Origin of the sequence: Rothia sp. P7208 (assembly GCF_048512915.1) — a bacterium.
In the GTDB taxonomy this organism is placed as follows: domain Bacteria; phylum Actinomycetota; class Actinomycetes; order Actinomycetales; family Micrococcaceae; genus Rothia.
Genome location: NZ_JBLXXW010000005.1, coordinates 53,693 through 77,434, shown reverse-complemented (window position 1 = coordinate 77,434; position 23,742 = coordinate 53,693). Strand labels below are relative to the sequence as shown.

17 protein-coding genes are annotated in these 23,742 nt (G+C 44.7%); 6 read left to right on the top strand and 11 right to left on the bottom strand.

What is annotated here, in order from left to right; all coding sequences use genetic code 11:
• Positions 1–13 precede the first annotated feature (13 nt).
• Positions 14–1,177, top strand: coding sequence for a non-hydrolyzing UDP-N-acetylglucosamine 2-epimerase (wecB, locus tag ACN084_RS06245; RefSeq protein WP_419106257.1), 1,164 nt, complete (start codon positions 14–16; stop codon positions 1,175–1,177).
• A 16-nt stretch (positions 1,178–1,193) separates the two neighbouring features.
• Here the strand turns inward: wecB and wecC are convergent, their stop codons facing one another.
• Positions 1,194–2,447: a UDP-N-acetyl-D-mannosamine dehydrogenase gene (wecC, locus tag ACN084_RS06240; RefSeq protein WP_419106256.1), complete on the bottom strand. Its 1,254-nt coding sequence runs from the start codon at positions 2,445–2,447 to the stop codon at positions 1,194–1,196.
• Between the two features lie 191 nt (positions 2,448–2,638).
• On the opposite strand from wecC, the gene ACN084_RS06235 reads away from it, so the two are divergent.
• Genes ACN084_RS06235 through ACN084_RS06220 form a run of 4 tightly spaced genes read left to right on the top strand, consistent with a single transcriptional unit; the run spans position 2,639 to position 10,321 of the window.
• Positions 2,639–3,460: a hypothetical protein gene (locus tag ACN084_RS06235; protein WP_419106255.1), complete on the top strand. Its 822-nt coding sequence runs from the start codon at positions 2,639–2,641 to the stop codon at positions 3,458–3,460.
• A gap of 38 nt (positions 3,461–3,498) precedes the next feature.
• The gene (locus ACN084_RS06230; RefSeq protein WP_419106254.1) at positions 3,499–6,264 is read left to right on the top strand and encodes a CDP-glycerol glycerophosphotransferase family protein; all 2,766 of its coding nucleotides are present in this window, start codon (positions 3,499–3,501) and stop codon (positions 6,262–6,264) included.
• Positions 6,261–8,699, top strand: coding sequence for a DUF6270 domain-containing protein (locus ACN084_RS06225; RefSeq protein ID WP_419106253.1), 2,439 nt, complete (start codon positions 6,261–6,263; stop codon positions 8,697–8,699). Before ACN084_RS06230 ends, ACN084_RS06225 begins: the two co-directional genes overlap by 4 nt.
• 41 nt (positions 8,700–8,740) lie before the next feature.
• A complete protein-coding gene (locus ACN084_RS06220; RefSeq protein ID WP_419106252.1) occupies positions 8,741–10,321 on the top strand; it encodes a DUF6270 domain-containing protein in 1,581 nt (526 codons plus the stop codon).
• On the opposite strand, the gene ACN084_RS06215 is transcribed toward ACN084_RS06220, so the two are convergent.
• From ACN084_RS06215 to ACN084_RS06200, 4 genes are read right to left on the bottom strand one after another with little or no spacing between them, the layout of a single operon-like run.
• Positions 10,314–12,824, bottom strand: a complete 2,511-nt coding sequence (locus ACN084_RS06215; protein ID WP_419106251.1) for a bifunctional glycosyltransferase/CDP-glycerol:glycerophosphate glycerophosphotransferase — start codon at positions 12,822–12,824, stop codon at positions 10,314–10,316. The genes ACN084_RS06220 and ACN084_RS06215 overlap by 8 nt on opposite strands.
• Positions 12,817–14,283: a hypothetical protein gene (locus tag ACN084_RS06210; RefSeq protein ID WP_419106250.1), complete on the bottom strand. Its 1,467-nt coding sequence runs from the start codon at positions 14,281–14,283 to the stop codon at positions 12,817–12,819. Before ACN084_RS06210 ends, ACN084_RS06215 begins: the two co-directional genes overlap by 8 nt.
• A gap of 1 nt (position 14,284) precedes the next feature.
• Entirely contained in the window at positions 14,285–14,938 is a 654-nt protein-coding gene (locus tag ACN084_RS06205; RefSeq protein WP_419106249.1) for a hypothetical protein, read from the bottom strand.
• On the bottom strand, positions 14,928–15,683 hold the full coding sequence (locus ACN084_RS06200) for a DUF6270 domain-containing protein (RefSeq protein ID WP_419106248.1): 756 nt from the start codon (positions 15,681–15,683) through the stop codon (positions 14,928–14,930). The genes ACN084_RS06205 and ACN084_RS06200 overlap by 11 nt, the downstream gene beginning before the upstream one ends.
• A 112-nt stretch (positions 15,684–15,795) precedes the next feature.
• Here ACN084_RS06200 and ACN084_RS06195 point away from each other — a divergent pair, with 112 nt between their 5' ends.
• Entirely contained in the window at positions 15,796–17,739 is a 1,944-nt protein-coding gene (locus ACN084_RS06195) for a glycosyltransferase family protein (protein ID WP_419106247.1), read from the top strand.
• Positions 17,740–17,830: 91 nt separating this feature from the next.
• Here ACN084_RS06195 and purL read toward each other — a convergent pair whose 3' ends face one another.
• The 6 genes from purL to ACN084_RS06165 all read right to left on the bottom strand — a co-directional run bounded on the left by purL (position 17,831) and on the right by ACN084_RS06165 (position 23,726).
• The gene (purL, locus tag ACN084_RS06190) at positions 17,831–20,146 is read right to left on the bottom strand and encodes a phosphoribosylformylglycinamidine synthase subunit PurL (RefSeq protein WP_419106246.1); all 2,316 of its coding nucleotides are present in this window, start codon (positions 20,144–20,146) and stop codon (positions 17,831–17,833) included.
• Positions 20,147–20,210: 64 nt separating this feature from the next.
• Positions 20,211–21,008: a phosphoribosylformylglycinamidine synthase subunit PurQ gene (purQ, locus tag ACN084_RS06185; protein ID WP_419102330.1), complete on the bottom strand. Its 798-nt coding sequence runs from the start codon at positions 21,006–21,008 to the stop codon at positions 20,211–20,213.
• 6 nt (positions 21,009–21,014) lie between these two features.
• On the bottom strand, positions 21,015–21,266 hold the full coding sequence (gene purS, locus ACN084_RS06180; protein ID WP_419102331.1) for a phosphoribosylformylglycinamidine synthase subunit PurS: 252 nt from the start codon (positions 21,264–21,266) through the stop codon (positions 21,015–21,017).
• A 184-nt stretch (positions 21,267–21,450) separates the two neighbouring features.
• The gene (locus tag ACN084_RS06175) at positions 21,451–22,332 is read right to left on the bottom strand and encodes a hypothetical protein (RefSeq protein WP_419102332.1); all 882 of its coding nucleotides are present in this window, start codon (positions 22,330–22,332) and stop codon (positions 21,451–21,453) included.
• Positions 22,333–22,518: 186 nt separating this feature from the next.
• A complete protein-coding gene (locus ACN084_RS06170) occupies positions 22,519–23,238 on the bottom strand; it encodes a GntR family transcriptional regulator (RefSeq protein WP_419106245.1) in 720 nt (239 codons plus the stop codon).
• A gap of 23 nt (positions 23,239–23,261) precedes the next feature.
• Positions 23,262–23,726 (bottom strand): PTS sugar transporter subunit IIA, encoded by a 465-nt coding sequence (locus ACN084_RS06165; protein ID WP_419106244.1) that lies wholly within the window; start codon positions 23,724–23,726, stop codon positions 23,262–23,264.
• Positions 23,727–23,742 lie beyond the last annotated feature (16 nt).

Below are 23,742 nucleotides of genomic sequence, written 5' to 3'. Positions count from 1 at the left end.
AGAGAAGAAAACCATGAAAAAAGTATCTGGCAAATATACCGTGATGGTCGTCTACGGTACCCGCCCCGAAGCAATCAAAGTTGCTCCGGTCATTCACCAGCTCAAAACCTCAGAACGTTTTAATGTTCTCGTAGTTTCTACTGGGCAACATCGCCAAATGCTAGAACAAGTTAACACTGTCCTAGGGCTTGAACCAGACTATAGCTTAGACATCATGCAAGAGAACCAAGGTCTTAACGACACCGCTGTCAAAATCCTGGACCAGATGGGTCAACTCTGCGAAGAAGAACAACCCAACGCCGTACTTGTACAAGGAGACACCGGCACCGCCTTATACTCTGCTTTAGCTGCATTCAACCACCAGATACCAGTCATCCACCTAGAAGCTGGCCTTCGCTCAGGAAATATCACATCACCTTTTCCTGAAGAAGGAAACCGTAAACTTATCAGCCAAATATCTAGCTTGCACTTAGCACCAACTGAGGGCTCTAAAAATAACCTTCTTGCCGAAAACTTTAAACCTAACGATATTCTTGTAACAGGTAACTCGGTTATAGATGCTTTGCTTTCTCAAAAGGAACCGTCAATTGAAGGTTTCTCCCACGAGGTGCAACACCTTCTCAAAGACACCTCACCCATTATTCTCATTACTGCTCACCGTCGAGAAAACCTTGGCGAACCGATGGAACGAATCGGGCAAGCCATCGCCTACTTAGCTCAAAAATATCCCGAGCATCGTTTTGTTTTCCCCGCACATATGAACCCTAAAATTCGGGGGAGCCTGCTACCGATATTTGCCGGTATCAAGAATATTATCGTCTTAGACGCTTTACCGTACCAAGAGTTTACGGCTTTACTGCGCGCCTCAACACTCGTACTCACAGACTCCGGCGGTCTACAAGAAGAAGCTCCTAGCATCGGTATTCCTGTACTCGTCCTTCGTGAGAATACGGAACGTCCTGAAGCCATTACCGCTGGCACCGTAAAACTTGTAGGTACACGCACCGACAACATTATTTCTGAAACAATACGACTACTTGACGATAACGACGCCTACCAAAAGATGTCAGTAGCAGTAAACCCCTATGGTGACGGTTACGCAAGTGAACGTATCATTCACGCTTTAGAGAAATTTTTTGGGCTACGTACAGATTGCGAAGAATTCACCATCAACTGAGCCTCACAGCTAGCAGCTATCTCCAAAAGCCTTTAGTGTCAATAACTTCTTTGCCAGCAAGAGCACACGCAGGTACTGAAGAAAAAGCCTGATGATCCACTAATAAAAGCACAATATTTGCGTCTTCTAAAGCATCCTCTAAAGAAGCCAAATGTACTTGAGGATAGTCTCTTAACACAGATGGAAGCTCCGAAATATGCGGTTCCACCACGGCTAAGGAAATACCAGGAAGCTCGTGCGCTAGCTGCTGAGCAATCTTTAACGCAGCAGACTCGCGTAAGTCATCAATGTCAGCTTTAAAAGATAAGCCCAACACTGCAATACGAGCAGAATCTACATTTGCTACAGCTTTGTGTACCTGTTCTATCACCCATTGCGGTTTTCTATCATTAACCTCACGGGCAGTACGAATCAGCGGTGAATTTTTGGGGTCAGAAGAGACAATGAACCATGGGTCTACCGCAATACAATGACCACCGACACCAGGTCCAGGCTGCAAAATATTAACGCGAGGGTGATGGTTTGCTAATTCAATAAGCTTCCACACATCAACACCTAAGGTCTCTGCAATCAGTGATAGCTCATTAGCAAAAGCAATATTGACATCACGGAAAGAGTTCTCGGTGAGCTTAGCTAATTCCGCAGTAACATCGTCAGTCTCTAAAAGCTCTCCCGTACAAAAAGTCCGATACAGTTCACAGGCTTTCTCAACAGCACGCGGAGACTGTCCTCCGATAATACGGTCGTTCGTCACCAGCTCTTCTAAAGCACGCCCCGGCAAAATTCTTTCAGGACAGTGAGCAAAATATATAACAGGCAACCCCTGAGGATTAGGAGCCCCATCTGCGCACAAATCTGGGCGTAACGACAGAATATATTGCGCCAACTTCTGAGTTGTTTGAGGTGGGGACGTAGACTCTAAAATGATGAGTTCTCCACCGCGCAATAACGGGGCAATTTTTTCACTAGCACTAAAAATATACGAAAGATCGCCTTCCTTCGTCTCAGTACAAGGCGTTGGTACCGCAAGCACAAAAGTATCGCTATGACGAGGCTCCGTACTGGCACGGAAACAACCAGAATCTAGTGCTTGGCGAAGTTGTTCCTTCAACCCTGGTTCAACGATGGTGAGCTCTCCACGATTAATAGCATCAACTGCTCGTGTATTAATATCGAAACCATGTACGTCTAACCCATGGTTTGCCATAATCACCGCGGTAGGCAGACCAATATAGCCTAAGCCAACGAAGGTGACTGAACGGTTAGACATGAGAGCTCCTTATTGTCTGTTTATGAACAGAGAAGAGGGTACCATTGGGTGAGGATAATGTGGTGTTCTCTCTGAACTACCTAATTTTCTTAAAATACTATCGAAATGACAGATGAACCAAGTGCTAGAAAACGTATATAGCGCTACTTTAAATATATAGCCTTATACGGTTACCGTAATGAGGATGCAAAATGCTAGATCTGGAGGATGAGTCAGCGTTGGGAGAACAGAAGCTTCAGGCAATTCTGGGGGAAACTTTAGAACGTCTTGAGAGTTCTTGGGAAGTAGAGAAGATGGGTGGCGGACAACGTCCTACTCCGTATTCTTTGCATACGGCAATTGACCAAGCAAATTCTATTGATATTACTCCTGATGAGGTAATGATTCGCCAGTGTTTGCGTCTTATTGGGGGGCGTCGTTGGGGATATGCACGTGTTGAGCGCGATAAATTGCGCCTTTATCTTGAATCTCATGATGCAGATACAACAATTGTAGATGTATTGCAGGTTCTTAGTGACGTTGTCGAAGGACAGGCGGATCGTGCTGCGCTTGCTCTGAATAAGCTTTTGCCTGACGATAACCAAGGTACTGATATTCCTGATTTATATTTGCTGTATTCTATGGTGAATTTAGTAAGTGATAAGGTGAAGAAGTGGGAACCTCAAATGCAGGAGTACAGTAGCGGTTCTTGGTACCGTTCGCATATTGCTAGACTTTTAGCTTCTGTTCACTTTGAAAAGCACGATAAAAATAACATCCTGACGGAGATAGGACAGGTTGCAGATAATATTATTCGCGAGCCTGGAGTGAAACGTTTTGTGGCTATCTGGTTGCGTTCTTTGCAAGGGCATTGCTTGGTTCATAGTGGTGAATATGAGTGGGCTACTCGAGTACTGGAGTATGCTCTTGATCGAGCCGAAAAAATTATGCCTTGGAATGAACCATTAGCGCAGCATATTAGAGAGAACTTAAACACAGCCCGCTTAGGCAAAGAACATATATCTTATCGATAAATCTTGTGTTCTTGTCTCGAAAAAATGTTAACAGAAAGATGAATGAGTTGAACTCGGCGCCCTCGCCCTATTCCGTCCTTGAAGATTCTCGAATCCTGTCAGAGCGTCCGCTCTTCTCCGTTATTGTTGCGGTTTATGCTGTAGAAAAATATATTACAAGTACTCTCAAAAGCTTCGCACGACAAGATATCGATGAGTCTAAGGTTGAATACATCATTGTTGATGATGGTTCCCCTGATAACGCTGCACAAGCTGCAGTGAAGTTTGCTCATAAGCACCGTAATGTACTGGTTGTGCAGAAACCTAATGGTGGTGTTGGGCAGACCCGACAGCTTGGATTGCATCTTGCACGTGGTGAATGGGTTACTGCAGTCGATCCTGATGACCTGCTCAAATCAAACTATTTTTCTGAGGCACAGCGTTTTCTTGACGCTGATACAGATAAGAAAATTGCAATTCTAAGTTCTCGTGTACTTATTACCGATGGAACGACCGGGCGTTTTAAAGATTCTCACCCCTTAGGGGCAAAATTTAGACGAGGTAATCGTGTTGTTTCTATGCTTGAAGAGCCTAGTGCAATTCAGATGGGTGCAACAGTGTTTATGCAGGTTGATGTTCTTCGTAAACACAAGTTAACCTTTGACTCTAGGATTTGTCCTACTTTTGAAGATGGAAATCTTGTATGTCGTTATCTCGCTCATTTTGAGAATCCACTGGTTGGGCTACTCTCAACTTCACATTATTATTACCGTAAACGTTCAGACTCTTCTTCTCTTGTTCAATCTAGTTGGCTAAAACCCGAACGTTATACGGTTGTTCCGCGCTTGGGATATTTACCAGCTTTACGTTATGCTCAAGAACGTTTGGGATATACCCCTGACTGGTTAGCTAACATCATTCTTTATGATCTGATGTGGTATTTCAAAGAAGATGAAAAAATGGGTAGTGTGGTCGCCGCGATTAGTAGCGAACTCAAAAAAGAATTTATGGAACAAGCCCATGAGATTTTCACCTATATCAGTGTTGAGCAAGTCCTTCGTATGCCGCTTAATAAGCCTTCTTGGCGTTTACGTGAATCTATTATTCGTGGTTTTAACTTGGATAAGGCTCCGGCTCGTATTTTCAAATGGAGTACTCGTGAAGATGGAACTCGTAATTTCTCCATGCTGGTGGCACCTGGTAAGCATGATATCGTCATTTATTCTGGTGGTGAACCTATAGAAGTTATTCCGGAGGGTGTTACTAACCGCCTCTATTTTGATGAGGTTCTTGCTGTAGAATACACTTTGAATCTTCCTGATGTGCCAACAGCCTTTTTCGTTGATGGTATTCCCTGTGGACCTGCGAAGAGCCTTCCTGCACGAGAGAAAAAAGGTTCTCAAGAATACGCCGATAATATCACTACTATTATCCGTGCAGGACAACATGTAGATGGAAAACTTGCTAAGATTCTTGAACGTTTACGAGTAATAGCAGGTATTCAAAACCGTTCTGTTCTGGCAATAGCGGGGATCAAAGGGTGGGAATATCTGCAACGTCTATGGAGCCGTAACGATATTTCTTCTGACGAGAGTATACGTCAGCAGGTTAGCACGTTTACTAGTAGTGGTAAGAGCCAAAAATATGAACAAGCATGGCTTATTCTTGACCACGCTGACCGTGCAGACGATAACGGCGAACATCTGTATCGTTATATTCTTCAGCACCGAAGCGATATCAACGCTTATTTCTTGTTAGAACGAGACTCAAAAGACTGGGAACGTTTAGAGGCAGAGGGCTTTAAGCTTCTTGAATATGGCTCTATTGAAGCGATGGCTGCGGCTCAGAATGCGGAGGTTGTGGCTTCGTCTGATGCTGTTGAAGAATGTATTTACCCTGCTCCTCGTCGTATTTTTGGAAATCCTGACTATAAATTTGTCTTCTTGCAGCATGGCATCACTAAGGATGATATTTCACGCTGGCTTAACGGTAAGAAGATTGATCTTGTTGTTGCAGCTACAGAAGCAGAATACCGGGCTTTTACATGGATTGAATCACCGTATGAATACAAATCTTCTCAGGTATGTTTAGCTGGTTTTCCTCGCTACGATAATCTTTACCACTTGGTATGTTCTCGTACTATTAAGAATGAGTCGGTTAAGAATATTCTGATTATGCCTACTTGGCGCCAAGATCTTAAAACTGAGCTTTCAGAATGTACTAGTACTGCTGAAGAAGTGGCTGTTATTCAAGATTCTTCATTTTATAAGAATTGGTGGGCAGTACTTAATAACGCTACGATTCAACAAGGTATTGCTGACGGGAAAATACGGGTTCAGATGATGACTCACCCGAGTTTTGGGAATATTCTTGAACATCTTCCGCAGCCTCATGGAATAGAATTCTTGTCTCCTTCAAAAGTTGCTTTCCAACCGCTGATGAATGAGGCCGACCTCTTTTTAACAGATTATTCTTCTTTGGCTTTTGACTGTGCGTTCATGGGTACGCCTGTTGCCTACTTCCAATTTGATCGTGACCGTGTTCTTTCTGGCGCTCATACCTATCGAAAAGGGTATTTTGATTATTTTGAGCAAGGTCTTGGCCCCGTACTATTGGAAGAAGAAGATGCCGCACAATGGGTTATGCAATCGGTTGAAGGCGGTTGTGTTATGGACGATGAATACGCTCAGCGTCGTTTACAAACATTTAAGTACCTTGACGGTAACAATTCTGAGCGAGTTGTCCAAGCTATCGAAAAATTAGTTTCTGGGACAGTGTTCAATAATGTAGCTGACGAACAGATACGAGCGGAGATTAAGCTATGAAACTCACCTCAGGCGAGCACCTTTTTCAAGGGCAAAAACATTCTCTAAAGTATATGTTTCGTCAAGGATCTTCAGACCGAAAGCATCTCCTTGTAATTTTTTCTGGGTTCCGAGCTAAAGGAACATTGGATTTTTCGGGTGCTGCTCTATCCTCGATACGTCATAACGTTTTATGGATTTATGATGAATTTGGTGAAGACCATCAGAATTCTTATTACCTGATGGAACATGGTACTTTTTCTATTCGTGATACGGTAGACGAATTTCTTAACTCTGTTAGGGAAGAACTTGACCTGTCGTGGGAAAACATTGCTTATACAGGGTTCTCTAAAGGTGGTACTGCTGCCCTTTACTTTGGGTTACGTCATCAAGTGGGTGCTGTAATATCTACTGTTCCGCAATTTTTCATTGGCCGCTACGTTCGTAAAAACTGGCCTGCGGTATTCGAGTATATGAAAAAGCCTTCTGCGAAGCCTCAAACGGCTCAAAAGACTATAGATGCGGTGATGTCAGACCTTCTGAAAAAAGCGGTAGAGGTAAAGACTCATCTATATGTCATGACGTCTCCTAATGACTACCAGTATGAAGAAGAAATCAAACCGTATTTAAGTAGCTTAGAACGGTTTGAGAATTTTAATCTTCTTGTCTCGGAATCTCCTCTGATTACACAGCATAATGAAGTTACTGCCTATAACGTTCCAGTTCTTCTGGCCTTATTCCAGCTAGTTGCTGATGGAATATTCCCAACGATTGGTAACTGCCATACTCGTACCTCTGCCTCTGCAACTTTGGCTGCTCGCCAACGCCAACGCCGAGAGGGCGTTGCTATTGCAGAAAAGGTGACCACGACTGCGGATAAACGCCTTGAGCTATCACTTGTGACGTTGATTCGTGGTGTAGCTCAACCTGACTATACGTCGATGAATAGAAAACTTATTGTTCGTTCATCCACAGGTGATTTCACTATGCCTTTGGGAAAACGACTTGACCCTTCTATCTCACGAAGATATGTTCAGGATACGTTTGTTGATTATAGTGCGGCGAGTTCATCAACTGTCCAAGGTGCAGGTATCTCGCTCTCCGCATTTCCTTTAGGTAGGAGCACCCTTCACGTCTCAATGATGGGAAAGAGCGCCTCTTCACCGGTTGAAGCACCTGTAACAACGCGTAACCCATTTTTCTCTCATGTGGTGGATGGGGACCAACTCTTGTTATGGTCCTCTGACAGTACACAAACAACTGTGTCAAAGATTTATATCAGCAAGATGGTGCATGATCAGTACAGTTTTCTGAAAATGGATCATTGTTCTATTTCTGCTCAGAAGAAACTCCACTTACGTGGTTGGTTTGCACCTCTTGGAACCACAATTTCACAGTGGGGGGATGCACATTATTATGCGCATTTGGAGGGAGCTAATGGTCATTATTCTTTCCCTCTAGGCATTCTTGATAAGGGCGCTCTTTGCGAAGATTTGGGAATTCCTCAGTCTATGAGTAAAGCTTATCTCTGCGATATCCGGGCTGAAGGTATAGACCTTTCTGGCTTAGTAGCTGGTGACTATCAAGTTTCCGTGGTGTGTGTCAATAAAGATGTTTCCGTACGTAGTACTGTTATCGCTTCTGTGGTTGTCGACGTTGATGCGTCTAAAGATAAACCTAAAGTTGTAGTACTGGGCTCTTGTATTGTGCGTGACGTTTTCAACTCAGTATTTATTCAAGATTGGAGAAATAGGAATTCTCTTCTTGGTGCTGCTCATCAAAGTGCTTTGACGAGTCTAGCGAGTGAGCCTTATCAAGGTAAAGAGTTAACTCTTGCGGACTTAGACGAACACTCTAAAAAATGTGTAGTAGAGGATCTCTCAAAAAAGGTCATTCGTGATCTTGGTAAAGAGGCACCTGAATATGTCATTATGGATCTTTTCTCTGACGCACGTTTTGGCGTAAAAGATCTTGGTGGAACATATATTACTGATAATGATTGGAAAATTAACACGAGCCAAGAAGGGCGGGAGACGTTTGGCAACTATCCTTCCATAAAGATTCTCAAACAAGAAGAAGAGTATCTTGCCCTATTTAAAGAATCGCTAAAAACTTTATGGAAGAAATATAATCCTGGCGGACAAGGTTCTGTTGTTTTCGTACTTGTGAAAGTTCGAGCAACGGATAAAATGCGAAATAAATTTGGTGAAGTCAAACATTTATCTTCTATTGCAACGGATTTGAATAACGCTTTTGAGAAATTAGAGAAAGTATTTTTTGAAACAATTCCCAACGCTGAAGTTATTGATATGACAGAGCATACAGCTTGGGCAAATCTTGATCACCGGTGGTCTAGCTATGTTGTGCATTATGAGCAACACTTCTGTGATGCTCTTGACTATAAGTTACGTGAGCTTATGAGATCTGTTCGACGAGTACGGGTTCTTAATCATTAAGATATCAGCGTTAGTATCATGAAAATAGGGGGGATTATGAAATGACAAAACCTTTTACCTTAAAACTTCAAAAGATGGAGTCTAAAGAGAATAGGTTGCAGTGTCTTATTGCTGTTCACAATTCGCCTAACGAAGAGATTCCACGCGAATTATCTCTTGTATTACGTGCCTTAGATGGAGACTTCAACCAGCATGTTCCATTAGTATTTGATGAAGCTGAACAGGGTTACACCACTGTCCAAAAAGCAGGTTTTTGTGTACCTGATATGTCTAACCGCTATCGGATGAGTGTTATATGGGGGGAACAAGAACATAGCGTCTGCGCTGAGGCTGGTACTATTCTTCGTCTTCGCCAAGGAAAAACTCTTGTTCAGGTTACGGCTCCTTCTCCACCCAATGACCGCTCAGAAAATCTTATTCCTGTTTTGATACAGTCATACCTTGTAGCTGATTTACAGAGTTCTCCGCACTCTATCTTTTCTGTAGATATATTTGCTGTTGAAGAACAGCGTCTATATATCCGAGGACGTTTTGCTCCCCTGGGAACAATCATTAAACATTGGGGACAGGCATCCTACTTGCTGGTTCTTGAAAACGATCAACGCACTATTTGCTTCGGTTTGGGCCTTGACCACCGTCCGGATGAAAATCTCTTACCACTATCCTTATGTAAATCATATTTTTCAGATATTCATCGAAAAGGTATTGATTTAAGCGGTATACCAGAAGGTTTCTATACTGCATCAATTGTTATCATCAACCAAGATGTTGCTCTTTCCTCCGGTATTTTCGGGTCTCTTTGCGTCTCAACAATCTCCGATAATAGGCCTCCTAAAGTATCTATCCTTGGTTCGTGCATCATTCGTGATATCTTCAACTCTCGTTTTGTGCCAGATTGGAAGAGCCGTTCTGAAGTTAGTTCGGAGTCTTTTCAACAGAGTATCGTGAGTATTACTAGCACACCGTATTCGGGGGAGAAACTCGATTTATCGGATCTTGATGGTCTAGCAATCCGGTATACTCGTGCAGATTTAGAAAAGACATATCTTCAAGATTTACAAAATACTAACCCCGATTGGGTACTTATCGATCTTTTTTCTGACGCACGTTTTGGTGTTATTGAGACAGCTCCTGGGGAATATATTACTGATAACACTTGGAAAATAGGGCAGAGTGCTTCGTACCAAAAGCTCGACCAAAAGAGTGTTATTAGTATGAAGAACAATCCTGACAAGTACATAGAACTTTTTAGAGAATCGTTAACAACGCTCAAAAAGATACTTTCGAGCAAAAAGAACCCAGTTAATTTTGCTTATGTAAAAGTCGATGCAGCTTCGTACACTCGTGATAGGTTGGGGCAAGTCGAAGAAAAAATTTCTATTGCAGATGGGCTGAACGAGACCTTTGCAAAACTTGAGAAAGTTTTACTTGAGGTAATTCCTGATATAGAAGTACTAGATTTACGTGGATATACCAAGTGGGGTAATAAAGACCATCCTTGGTCGAGCTATGTTGTTCATTATGAACAAGATTTTTATGATGCTTTAGATGCCAAATTGCGTAAAATTTTTGAATTACCTCGTCAGGTGAAGATTATCAGTGGAGAGGTATCATCTACTTAAGGCGATTTTCTAGAGACTCTAGAAGCTTTCTACAATGGTTCTTCTCGTGCACCTGATGTGTATGAGGAGAGCGTTGATGAGTTTTTATGAGACCTTCCAAAAGATTTGGTATCTGGTATAGGTTCTCAACAAAGGTGAACCCTTCTTTTTGATGTGTTTTGATAAATCCAAGAGGATCAGGCAGAGACTTTTGTCTCACAATAATTCCGTGGACTCCAATGATGTGTCCTTCATCGAGGATAGAAGAACTATCGCTAATAACGACTTGAGCACGTGCTAGATATTGGGGTAACTCTTGACCAAAAATTATGGGGAATGGAAGAGACTCTTCAATCTTTTCCAGTAATGGTTCCATATTTGGATGAACGAAAAATACTGGTTTAAGTTGGCTCGTCGGGTGAAAGAGTTCTTGTGGTACCCACTCATATCCCCAACGAAGTAACCATTGATAGAAGCTTCTAGCATCGTGAGTATTTCGCACATGGGGAATCCACGTAGGAGCTATTAAGAGAATATTTCGATGTGATACTACGGAAGTAAGAGAACGTAGCTTATCGTGTCGAGGCATTCCTACTTCGAGAATTTCTGGGGCAGAAAGGCGATATGACGAACCTGGGCAAATAATTGCTTCAGTCTCTGCTGGATGGCTTGTTACGAGGAGATCAATTCTTCGGGAGTTGAACCAGCGCCACATCTGTTTTTGCGTAATCCCATGTTGTAAAAACACCAAGGGAGCTTCTAGAGGTAGCGAAGGTAGATGTGGAATCAACGAGGAGTCACTGATATCACTAGATAATAAACATTCTGCGTGTTCTATAGCATCTTTAAAAGCGAGGTTGTCTTCGCTTTTAACGAGAGAGAATCCTTCAGCCTGAAGTCTTTCCCAATCAGGACTATGGGTGCTGAGAATAAAAAGGTGTCGTATATCTGGGCGGTGCTGACGAGCATAACGGTAGAAGTCCTCAGCATTATCTCCTGCACGATGGTGTCGATCCATATAAACCCATGTTGTAGGCGTTGTGGAAGAAGTTTGAGTAGCATCTCCTAGGCTCAACGGGTTCTTTTTCTCTCGAGTAGAAGAAACCTTGGCCTTTTTACGGCTATGGCGTAGATGCCATAGCTTTCGACGTAGACGGGCAAAAACTGTCTTAATGCTGAGCCCGTTATTTGTATTTATCTGTGTCCCTTGAGGATGAGAGATATTTAAGAGGTGAGGGACAGGTAACTTTGGGAATCCATGATAAGGGCTAACAGGTATATAACGATGGTTAATGTGAGCCGTCGTTACTGGTACGTCAAACCATACAACTCGTTCCTTGACGAATTCTACATCGTAGAGAGTATGGCTCACCCACGTTTCAGAGAAAGGGAAAATACGTTTTTTATGGGCGGTATAAAACTCTTCGTAGAGGTCTTCATCCTGGAAGAAGTAGGTGTATTTATACCCTTTTTGATACCGTCGCGAAGTATAGGAAATAAGATATTGGTTGAGCACCGGCATACTATGATGACGTTGAGTTGCACAGGAGAGAATCATCATCCGTCGGTCGAGACTCAACGGTGTTAAGGCATAATTTTCTATCACTTGTGGGCTAAGAGAACCTGCCACAGTCTTTATGAGAGAGGCGCATTTTTGACGAATCTCAGGTGCTAGATAGAGGGATGGATGAAAGATCTGTCGGTCTGCGTTGATATACCAACTTAATTCATAGATAAGAATATTTTGTAACCAAACTGGTATGTTTGGTGCTGATAAACGAATCCATTGGAGATACAAACGTTCAAAAGGTTCGACATATTTTTGCGGTTGCCGCCAGGCATCAGCTGAGGCGGAAGAACTTATTCCTACGTGGTACAAGTAATGAGCCTCAGCAACGAAGCCGATAGGTCCTTGTGTTGCTAAAAGAAAACGAACCATAAAATCGGCGTCTTCAGACCACTGGGCCCCTTCTAAAAAATAAGTTTTAGAGGTACGGAGTGCAGAGGTAGAAAAGATAGCGGCAGCAACGGATAAGCCCACCATATGAGGTTCTTGTTCAATATCAACGATTCGTGAACCATGCTCAAAACGAAAACGTAAAGGATGGTTGTCAAAGATTTCATGGTCTTGTACACGGAAAGGTCGGGTATGAATCATCCGAGGTGTATAAGAAAGGTTTTCTAGAAAGGTGCTAATAGCTTCAAAATAGTGTGTATCGTATTGATCATCAGCGTCGAGGAATGCTGTCCACGGGGACTGAACAGCTGCTAACCCTAGATTCCGTGCAACGCTAACCCCACGTTCTGCTGGGGTATTACCGTCGCCCGTATATAAGACGCGAATACGGTTGTCTACGGATGCTATTTCTTCTGCTACGCGAGCAGTTTCTAGGCCTGCATCAATTACGATAAAGACATTTTTAACGAAGGACGATTCTAAAACAGAAAAAACTGCTCTGCGCAGAGTTCGATGAGCTTCTGCCGCAGGGATGATAACATCACAAGAAAATTGTTGTTTATTCACCGAGTAGCACCTTACGCCAAAGATGATGGGAATGTACGCAATCAAAACGTGTAGCGTAAGATGATGCTAAATCGCTGTGCTCTTGCCAGTGGTCTGACAAAACAATATGAGAAATGTACGCAACGATATCTTCAGGAGTATCGAAGACCCAACGATTTCCAAAAATTTCAGTGACTCCTGTCCTCTTTAAAAAGAGCGGAATCGCGCCAGATGCCATACCTTCTGCAGCAGCTAGATGAAAAGTTTCTCGTTCGCTCAGGGAGAGAACCCACCCGATCTTTGTAAACCATGATTCAATATTTGCCCCTGAAGATTCAAAAATAACTCGTTCTCGGAGAAGAGGATCTTCCCCGACACGTTTGAATAGTTGACGATACGCGTCTGCTTCATAGGGCGTATTCTGCCAAACCCAATTTTTCTTCCACGGGTATTCGCCACGCAGATGCAGAATAAAACGCGGGTCGTTTTCTAACAGTTGGTGAAGAATCTCTACCGCAAGATGAGGTCGTTTGAGAATAGGCACATAACCGAGTAACCCTAGATGGAACTTCGCGTCAGAAGTTTTCTCTCGCCGGAAAGAATGATAGTTAATACTATTAGCGATAACATCAACTTTTGAAGGATCCCATCCTAAATCTTGGATGATGGACTCACGATAGAACTCGGATACGGTAAGGACTTTCTCCACCTGGGAAATATCGAGTTCGCCAATCCACTCAGACCGGCTTTCAAAACCATGTAGGCGTACTAAAAGACGTTGTGTAGGGAGCTTATGTTGTGAATACCATACAGCGTTGCGCCCAGCCCATTCACAGACAATCGTATCTGCCCAACGCATATTCTCTTGGTCGATGTGACTATGTGGAGGATTCTTTTCGCTGAGCTTCCAATGCTGTTGTCGTACTTCAACCCCCGGAATACGTTTAAGCATGAAAATTGTATCTGAGATGAAACGAAAATCATGGCTACTGACAAGAATCCGATGAATGCTTTGCGATGTGCGAGTTTCTCTAATCAACGAGCGAATAGAATGAACATCATTCGCTAGCCGAACTCTTCCTGATAGACCAGGAACCATATATTCCACTAAAGAACGAGATATCTCATCAGCAACAATGAGAGCATCAGAGGCTGCCGCAACCTGTTCTAATTTTTGAATCGCATTATTATAGACGGAATCAGCCGTTCCCGGAATATCTGGTATTGCCGAAATAAGAGGGATATTGAGGTGAGCTTCTTGTGTTACTTGAAAACAAAGCGTATATCCCACACAAACTATTGCCTGTGGAGAGAACTGAAGTACTTGTCTATGTACTGAAGGGATAGTAGAAGAATAATCTTCGACGTAAGAGACTCTATAGGTTAATTTCTTCTGCTCTAACTGACGTGTAATACTTTCTGACATGGAACGGACAGCATTTTTTGCTGAACTTTTTCCAACAACAATAAGGACATCCATACTATCGCCTTTCTTGCTGTAAATATTCGCACAGATGCGATAACACCGGAGAAAGAGTCGGGCTATAGGGGTCTACAGAGGCAGGAGATTTTAAAGAGTTAGGGACTGCTCTCCTTAAACGAGAAAGAGAACTGGCCAAAGTGAACGAACGTGGCGGACGGATATCTAACATCCCATTATCTATCAAAATAACCGTGACGAAATGAGCGCGTGCAAGGTTACTTAGAAGAGAAATCTCATCAAAAAGGTGTTCTCCCCCAGGGGAGAGCGCATGAGCCCATGCACCAGACTCAAAGGCTTTTGTCTCAATAACTAAAAATTCTGGTTTAATTTCTTCCACAACGTGATAACCCCATCCCGGAGCAATAGGAATCAGCATCTCTTGATGAGCAGAATATTCCTTAAACTCATCAGAGACTATTCCCGCTGCTGGAGCCTGATGCCACCATTGCGGCGCTAAAGAAAAATTTTTACCAAAAAGCATTTCGGATAGCGCTTGAGAATCCTCTTGCACAGTTTGCTCGGTATGCCGGTGGACTAATCGTCCCAAAGCTACATAGGGAATTCCTTGTTCCTCAGGAAGATCATCATGTTCAGAATCTACCGAGAAACCAAAGAAACGCGACAGATTAAAACGTGCCTTATTAGATCCCATACCTTCCTTCTAACGGTGTATTTGGTAAGAATCCGTGGAGATGCAGCTGACGGACAATTTCTTGGTAAACGTCCAACGTATAATGAAACGGCGCAAGGCCCCATTGATGTAAAGGTTCTGCCCGCACTGGAAAATCACTTAAATCTATTATCGAGAACCCTAAAGATTCTAGAAAATCATAGTATCGATCATATAGAACATTAGCTTTATCTGCGTCAAGCCCCATACCAGAGGGAATCTTCTGCCCGCCATCAGTGTAGCTTGCCCAAGGTACCCGAAGAACTACTATTGACGAGAAAAGATGGCTACCGACAAGACGGTTTTTGAAAACTTGAGCAGACCAACTCCACAACGAAAAGTGTTCGTCAGAACCAAATCTAATAAATTTTGCGTCTTGAACAGCATCTTCTAACGGCGTTCCCATCATATCGATACTTCTCGTCACTACCTCTTCTTCAGGAAAACGATACACACCAAAACGCTCATCAAATAAATCCCATAAAATAGTATCGATACCGAGTCTTCTTGCCTGATCGATGCGCCACCATGCTGTTCCTAACCAATCTTCATGAGACATCATGTCTTGGAAAGGTGATTTAAGACGAAAATTTTGTGGTCTATGAGAAATAGCAGAGCGGCTCATCGATATAAGAGACTGCCGTGCGATATAACGGACGATAGTATAGGAATCTGGGGAAAGAAGCTCAAACATATCTCTTGATACACATGAGCCGTAGATTAACACCCGCCATGGTTGATTTCTCAGTGTTCTAAACCCCTTCTTGATATCTGTCCGATAATAGCTACATTAGTAGCAGATTGTTATAAAGTGTAGAACCGTCACTAAGAGAAAACCAATGTCGTCCTCTTCCCACCTTATTGAAGTGATTAATTACGTTAGACGAGCTGCCTGGCATTTACGCACTGGCGGGCGCAAACAGCTTCGAGCTTTCACCACCAGACAACACGTTGTTAAAGGTGCTGACGCTCGACCCCATATTACTCGCTCCTCCCCGCTGAAAACACTCTTTTCAGGGAAGAATCAACACCTAAGACTCGACTTTCCAGAGTTTTCCAGTCCTATAGAACGCACTCCCACATTCAACGAATATCGTGTAGCCGTCATCCTCGATGATTTTTCAGCTGCAGCATGGGGCTATGAATTTAACACCGTTGCGCTAGAGCCCAGCACATGGGAAGAACAACTTAACACGGGAATAGATTTACTTTTTGTCGAATCGGCATGGGCAGGTAATAACGGCGCTTGGCAATACCAACTGACCGGAAAAAATGCTCCCTCAAGAGCGTTAAAAGACATCATCAACTATTGCAAGGCGCATCATATTCCCACCATCTTTTGGAATAAAGAAGACCCCCCACACTTTGAAGATTTTCTTCCTACCGCACGATTATTTGATTATGTATTCACCTCAGATGAACGGAAAATTCCTGAGTATCAAGAAAGGCTAGGTCACCAGAATATTTCTGCCTTAGCTTTTGCTGCTCAAAAAGCTATCCATAACCCTGCCCGACCGCCACACGGGTTCCACGAACGGGATATTGCCTTCGCTGGAATGTATTTTGCTCATAAATATCCAGAACGTCGTGAACAAATGGACATGCTCCTTGGCGCCGCATATGCGGTTAGCCCTACAATGGATCACGGGCTAGAAATTTTTTCACGATTCCTCAACGACGACCCAAACTACCAGTTTCCTGAACCTTTTAGCCAAAAAATAGTTGGATCACTCTCGTACGCAAAAATGTTAACCGCGTATAAGGCGTATAAAGTCTTTCTAAACGTCAACTCTGTTACTGACTCACCGAGCATGTGCGCCCGACGAGTTTTTGAAATTACAGCTTCTGGAACGCCCGTACTAACGACTCATTCAGAGGCTATACCGCGCTTCTTTACCGATGAAGAAGTACCTATCGCGACTACCCAAAAACAAGCAGAATATATGCTCAAAGCACTGGTAAACTCTCCAGAGCTCAATGACCGTACGGTGCACCTTGCACAACGAAAAATCTGGTCTGCACACACCTACACCCACCGTGCTATGCAAGTATTGCAAGCTGCTGGGAAAACACCTCAACAACACCCACACCAACTACCTGAAACAACCGTTATTGTTTCAACGAACAGACCCGGACATATCGACCACGTATTTAAAACTGTTGCTAGCTTTTCATCAGTTCCAGTACAACTTAACCTACTCACTCACGGGTTTGACGTACCAACACCACAGCTTCAAGCTAAAGCACGCGACTACGGAATAGAACTGCAAATACTACGAGCAGACTCAACGCTCTCTCTGGGAGAATGTTTAAACCAACTAGTGCGCAGCGCAGATGGAAAAATTATCACAAAAGTCGATGATGACGACCTCTACGGTGAACACTATCTTCAAGATATGCTTTTTGCTCTTGCTTATTCTGGTGCAGACATCGTCGGTAAACAGGCACACTATATGCATCTTCAGGCGCATAACGCGACGTTGCTACGCAACCCAGAACGCGAGCATAAATACACGAACTTCGTGATGGGGCCAACCATTACAGGCGCTCGCGAAGTATTTCTTGAACACCCATTTCCTGCCGGAAATCGAGGTGAAGATACGGGCTTCTTATCGTATGTGCATCAAGATGGGGGAGTGATTTACTCTTCGGATAGGTTTAACTTCTTGCAAATGCGCAGTGGCGATTCCAGCTCTCATGCGTGGAATGTTGAAGACCGCGAGTTATTGGCACAATCTCCGCTACGTTTTTATGGGAAAGGATTAGAACACCTGATGTTCTAATGTTTTAGCACAGAGCCCGACATGGGATGAGGGGTGCTCACATCAGAAGACGTGAGCACCCCTCATCCTATATTTTTTAGGTAGCTAGTATCTAGCCTTGAGCTACCTCGCCAAAATACTGTGGCATGGTATTTTCCCAACGTTCACGTAGCTTATTGAGGGGAACAACAACCTGCTGAAAATCAAGATTTTCAGAAGCCGCATCAACGACGCCGATACGTGCAAAAGGATAATTTCGTGCCGTGCACATATCTTTGAAACGTACTTCTTCGGAGCGCGGAACAGACACGATAACACGTCCGGTAGATTCCGAGAACAGCATCGTAAACAAATCGACACCGTCTCGTTCAGCAACTTCACTAAGACCAATACGAGCGCCAACATTAAAACGTAGGCAGGCTTCAGCTACAGCAGCAGCAATACCACCGGCAGAGACATCGTGGGCAGCGTCAATCATGCCGTCACGAGACATGTTCACCAGCATGTCACCTAAAAGTTTTTCTTGAGCTAGATTAACTTGAGGAGGCATGCCACCAAGGTGTCCGCAATACCGTGCCCACTCAGAACCATCTAATTCATCACGGGTGGTGCCAAGAAGGTAGATTGCTTGCCCATCATGTTCTTGTTGCCACCCAGAAGGCACACGACGGGTTACATCGTCCATGACGCCCATCATGGCAACGACGGGGGTTGGTTTGATAGCTTGCCCAGAAGTCTGGTTGTAGAGGGAGACGTTTCCTCCGGTCACGGGGACGCCTAGTTCTTGACAACCATCGGCCAGTCCGCGGACTGATTCTACGAACTGCCACATAATATCAGGGTCTTCTGGGGATCCGAAGTTGAGGCAATCTGAAACGGCGACAGGGCGAGCGCCTACAGTGCATACGTTACGATATGCTTCTGCTAGAGCGATTTGTGCGCCGGTATAAGGGTCAAGATAGCTAAATCGTGGAGAAGAATCTGTTGCTAGGGCAACACCTGCACCGGTCTGCTCATCAACACGAATGACACCAGAATCATCAGGTTGCGATAACGCTGTATTACCCTGAACATACCGGTCGTATTGGTTTGTAATCCAACTCTTTGAACACATATTAGGGCTTGCCATGAAGTCAATAATGGCTTCGGCAAGGTTCTCTTGGGTGGGGCGTTGAGCGTCCTCCGTAGAGCCTGTAAAGTGTTGGGACTGTACTTCGTCTTGCCAATCAGGGCGGGCATAGGGGCGTTCGTAGGTAGGCCCATCATGGGCAACAGTTTTAGGGTCTACATCGACAATGATTTCGCCGTCCCATTCAATGATGAGGCGACCAGTATCGGTTACCTCACCTAGAATTGAGTACTCAACGTCCCATTTGTGCATAATCTGCTCAAAACGTTCTAGATTTTCTGGGGTGACGACGGCCATCATGCGTTCTTGAGATTCTGACATGAGAATCTCTCCTGGGGTGAGGGTCGGATCACGTAATAGAACTTTTGTGAGGTCTACGTGCATGCCGCCTTCACCATTGGATGCGAGTTCGCTTGTTGCACAAGAAATACCGGCTGCGCCAAGGTCTTGAATACCTTCAACGACAGAGCCTTTGAAAAGTTCTAGGCAACATTCGATGAGTACTTTCTCGGCGAAAGGGTCTCCTACCTGAACTGCTGGTCGTTTTGAGGGTTTAGTGTCGTCAAAAGATTCTGAGGCGAGTACCGATGCCCCACCAATACCGTCTCCACCGGTGCGTGCGCCGAAGAGAATCACTTGATTGCCTACACCAGAAGCGTTAGCGAGGCGGATATCTTCATGGCGCATAATGCCAACAGCAAGAGCGTTGACTAGGGGGTTTGCTTGGTAACAGGAGTCGAATTCTACTTCTCCACCGATATTAGGTAGCCCCAAAGAGTTACCGTATCCGCCGATACCTGAGACAACACCTGGTAGAACTCGTTGAGTGTCGGGGTGGTCAATAGCGCCGAAACGTAGTGGATCCATGACAGCTACAGGTCGGGCACCCATTGAAATAATGTCACGGACGATACCGCCAATACCGGTTGCTGCGCCTTGATATGGTTCGACGTAGGAAGGATGGTTATGCGACTCAATTTTGAAGGTGACTGCCCAACCATTGCCGATGTTTGTCACACCGGCGTTTTCTCCCATACCAACCATAAGGTCTTGGGTCATTTCTTCGGTGACTTTTTGTCCGAATTGTTTAAGGTGAATCTTTGAGGATTTGTAGGAACAGTGTTCAGACCACATAACAGAATACATGGCTAATTCTGCTGCGGTGGGGCGTCGTCCAAGGAGTGCGACGATGTCGTTGAACTCGTTTTCTTTGAGACCAAGTTCAGCCCACGGCAGTTGTGTATTGGGGGTTGCCGCAGCATTTTCTACGGTGTCTAGGTTGAATTGCTTATCGCTCATGAGTAGGTAGATCCTTGTGGTAAACCATCGAAGAAGACTTCTCCGCGATGGGTAAGAAACTGAACTAAGGGTGTGTAACGAGTGTGCTCAAAACGGAGGAGAAGACCCCTAGCCCGTCAGCGCCACCACGTAGGGTGCGGCTTCCATCACCGGAAGAGGAGGGCCCAAAACCTGGTTCTACAGCGTGTTCGGGGTGTGGCATGAGTCCAACGACGTTACCTCGTTCGTTGCAGATACCAGCGATGTTGTTACGTGAACCGTTGGGGTTTACGTCAACATAGCGGAAGACGATACGTCCTTGGTTTTCTAGTTCTTCAAGAGTTTTAGGGTCTGCAACGTATTGACCATCTTGGTTTTTGAGTGGGACCACTATTTCTTGACCGGCCTCATAATGCCGTGTCCATGGGGTGGTGTTATTTTCGATTCGTAGTGTTTGGTCTCGGCAGATAAACTTTCGATGATCATTTTTAATCATGGACCCTGGTAATAGGTGTGATTCGGTGAGAATCTGGAAGCCGTTGCAGATACCTAGTACGGGTAGTGCCTGTGTGGATTGTGCGGCGTCGATAACTTTTTCCATGACGGCGGCTTTCGCTGCGATGGCGCCAGCGCGCAGGTAGTCTCCATATGAAAAACCGCCGGGAACGATGACTGCGTCAACCTGATGTAGGTTGGCTTCATCGTGCCACAGCGGTACGGGTGTTCCACCGGCGAGTGTTACTGCTCGCATAGCGTCTCTGTCGTCAAGTGTTCCAGGGAATGTGATAACGCCTACGCGAACGTCTTTGAGTTGTTCTTCTGGTGCAGGTGTTGTGAAATCTCCGATGAGGGGTGTTTCGTGTGCGCTAAGAGACTCAACCATGTTTGTTTAGTCCTCCACTACCGAAACGTTGACAACATCTTCGATGACGGGGTTTGAAAGTAGCTCCTGAGCAGCTTGTTGAGCCTGTTGGAGGAGTTCTTCAGTAACTTCGCCGGAGACGGATAGTTCAAAGCGTTTCCCTTGTCGGACATCTGTGAATTGGGTGAGTCCGATACGGGGTAGTTCGTTGGCGATGGCTTTACCTTGAGGGTCAAGGATTTCTGGTTTGAGCATAACATCGACGACAATACGGGCCATTGGGGTGAGCACTCCTTGAGTGTACGTAAATAAATATGTGAGCCGAGTATCATTTTAGCCTATTGATAGGACAATTGACCCTTACCGTGTTAGAAATGCTAAAGCACCCATACCCAAACAGTATTTTTCCTAGTGAAACAGAAAAATCTGGGGTATGAGTGCTTTCGTAATATAAAAATATATTTTAGCGGTGAATTTGCTCGGTGAAATAGTCCAGCATGACTGGTCCTTCGAGCTGCCAGCCCTGATCTGTTCTAATCAGCGAGAAATTATAGTTTTCTTCAGGGTTAGACATGTCGACAAAACGGGCGTTAACATCGTTTGCTTTGCTGGTGATGTTGCTGAGCGTGACTTTGTTATCGCCGTTGAAGTCTACTTCGGTGTTATCTGCAGCTTGGAAGTCGTAGTAGCGGTAGTTGCTGTCGTTGACGCCGTTGCTTACGTCGGCAAGAAGCATAAATAGTGCAAGCTGGTCAGCAGTATTCATTCCGGTGGTGTCTACACGAGATGCGTAGGGGGCAGTGTTCTTAACATCCTCAAGGATGGGGATAAGTTTCTCTTCCGGAGTGTGTTCTAGTAGCTCACGGTAAGGTGTTTTGGCGTTAGCGCGAGACTTGATGTCATTAGATAACGCTGTGGAGACTTTGTCGGAAAGATTTTTCTTAGCTGCTGCAGAGCCGGCAAGACCTTGTGAATACATGTCTTCGATGATGGCGTTAATCGCTTGGAAACCGGCAGCTTCTGCATCTTTTTTAGCCTGTTCGTAAGCTAGTTCTTCAGGGGTTGGCCCTTCAGGTGTTTCTTCTTGAGCAGGTTCTGTTGTCTCAGGCTCGGCTGGTTTTTCTTCAACTACGGTAGGGGTTGGTGTTGGCTTTTCACTAGGTGTGGGGGTCGCCGAAGGTGTTGCTGATGGTGTTGGGGTTGCCGTAGCTGATGGGGTCGCGCTGGGCGTGCTGCTAGGAGTTGAGCTAGAGGACGCAGGGGAAGCCGTGCTATTTTGAGCGCCACAAGCGCTTAGTGCAAGAAGTCCTGTGAGAGCTGCACAGGTAATAAGTTTTTTAGACATAGTTCTCAATCGGTAGAAGTGGTACATGAAGTTAACAGTAGAAATGTGACTACGAAAAGACGCGTTGCACTTCTTAATATTCAGTCTTTCTACATCATACTGGCGCTTGAGGACTCTTGGGACTGTCGTAGCTGTGATTTCCCTGTCGTTTGGATAAGTTCTGAGAAATATATATCGGTGATAACTTTAGCGCGCAGAGCATGTCGAGGAAGAGCTCTCTACATGCATGGATAGACGGTATCGGTCTGCACGGTATGTAGATACAGTATGTTCTATCGGAAACTTTATGCCATCAATGAGCGTATATGAATACCGGTGAAAGATGAGTACCGGTTCTCGGGGTGATATTTCTAAAAGGTGAGCTAAATCTTCTGACGGTTTGCCTGCTTCGACTGTTTGTTGCGCTCCAACTACTGGGGTTCCAGAACTCGAGAAGAGCTCATAGAGAGAAGACGTAAGGTCGCTGTGAACAAATGGTTGGGCAATATCTTCTGGAATCCAACTTTGATCAACAGAGACAGGAAGCCCATTTCCTAAGCGAAGACGTTTAAGGTGGAGCAAGCGTTGTGTTTGCGGGAAGAATTTTTGAAGATTCTCTGGTGGTTCTTCCCAATAGGCGTCAATGACTTTGGTGCCAGGTGTCATCCCTGCGTTGCGTATGTCCTCGTGGAAAGATGCGAGGTGTAGATGTGATTGAACGCGTCCGTGCGAGACAAAAGTGCCTTTACCGTGAACTCTTACTAATAGCCCAGCGTGGACAAGTTCAGAGATAGCACGTCGAATAGTAATTCGAGAGACCCCAAATTTTTGCTCGAGAAAACGCTCTCCGGGGAGGCAATCTCCAGAACGATAGTTGGAGTGTATAAGCTCTTCTAACTGCGCACGGACGCGTTCATGTTTCAACATAAGAGTATTCTCGAAGAATAGTTCTAGGAAGACAACTGTAAAACGACGGTTTCTGTAGAGAGCGTAGAGTTTTCCACTGGAACCAGCGTGCATTGTGTAGGTTTAAGCGCGACAACTGGGCACATCAAAGATTTTGCTTCTTTGAGGGCGCTGGCATCAACCTTCATAAGTTTTTGCCCGCGTGTAACGCTGTCTTTTTCTTGAACAAAGTGTTCAAAGCCTTCACCTGCAAACTCTACGGTGTCAATACCGACGTGAACGAGTAATGCTTCCCCCGTGGAAGCTGCGATGACAAATGCGTGAGGCATGAGTTTGAGAATCGTTCCGTCAAACGGGGCCTTAACCTTGAAGGTTTCGTCGTCTTCAATTGTCGGTTCGATGGCGATGCCTTCGCCAACAATTTTTTGGGAAAATACCTCATCTGGTACGTCTGAGAGGCTTTTGAGTTCGCCAGCGCATGGCGCATAGACGTCGAGGAGCTGTGTCATGGTAAGTCTCCTTCTT

Coding starts and splice junctions, on each gene's coding strand:
- wecB (WP_419106257.1), top strand. CDS start 14: ATGAAAAAAGTATCTGGCAAATATACCGTGATGGTCGTCTACGGTACC.
- wecC (WP_419106256.1), bottom strand. CDS start 2,447: ATGTCTAACCGTTCAGTCACCTTCGTTGGCTTAGGCTATATTGGTCTG.
- ACN084_RS06235 (WP_419106255.1), top strand. CDS start 2,639: ATGCTAGATCTGGAGGATGAGTCAGCGTTGGGAGAACAGAAGCTTCAG.
- ACN084_RS06230 (WP_419106254.1), top strand. CDS start 3,499: ATGAATGAGTTGAACTCGGCGCCCTCGCCCTATTCCGTCCTTGAAGAT.
- ACN084_RS06225 (WP_419106253.1), top strand. CDS start 6,261: ATGAAACTCACCTCAGGCGAGCACCTTTTTCAAGGGCAAAAACATTCT.
- ACN084_RS06220 (WP_419106252.1), top strand. CDS start 8,741: ATGACAAAACCTTTTACCTTAAAACTTCAAAAGATGGAGTCTAAAGAG.
- ACN084_RS06210 (WP_419106250.1), bottom strand. CDS start 14,283: ATGGATGTCCTTATTGTTGTTGGAAAAAGTTCAGCAAAAAATGCTGTC.
- ACN084_RS06205 (WP_419106249.1), bottom strand. CDS start 14,938: ATGGGATCTAATAAGGCACGTTTTAATCTGTCGCGTTTCTTTGGTTTC.
- ACN084_RS06195 (WP_419106247.1), top strand. CDS start 15,796: ATGTCGTCCTCTTCCCACCTTATTGAAGTGATTAATTACGTTAGACGA.
- purL (WP_419106246.1), bottom strand. CDS start 20,146: ATGAGCGATAAGCAATTCAACCTAGACACCGTAGAAAATGCTGCGGCA.
- purQ (WP_419102330.1), bottom strand. CDS start 21,008: ATGGTTGAGTCTCTTAGCGCACACGAAACACCCCTCATCGGAGATTTC.
- purS (WP_419102331.1), bottom strand. CDS start 21,266: ATGGCCCGTATTGTCGTCGATGTTATGCTCAAACCAGAAATCCTTGAC.
- ACN084_RS06175 (WP_419102332.1), bottom strand. CDS start 22,332: ATGTCTAAAAAACTTATTACCTGTGCAGCTCTCACAGGACTTCTTGCA.
- ACN084_RS06170 (WP_419106245.1), bottom strand. CDS start 23,238: ATGTTGAAACATGAACGCGTCCGTGCGCAGTTAGAAGAGCTTATACAC.
- ACN084_RS06165 (WP_419106244.1), bottom strand. CDS start 23,726: ATGACACAGCTCCTCGACGTCTATGCGCCATGCGCTGGCGAACTCAAA.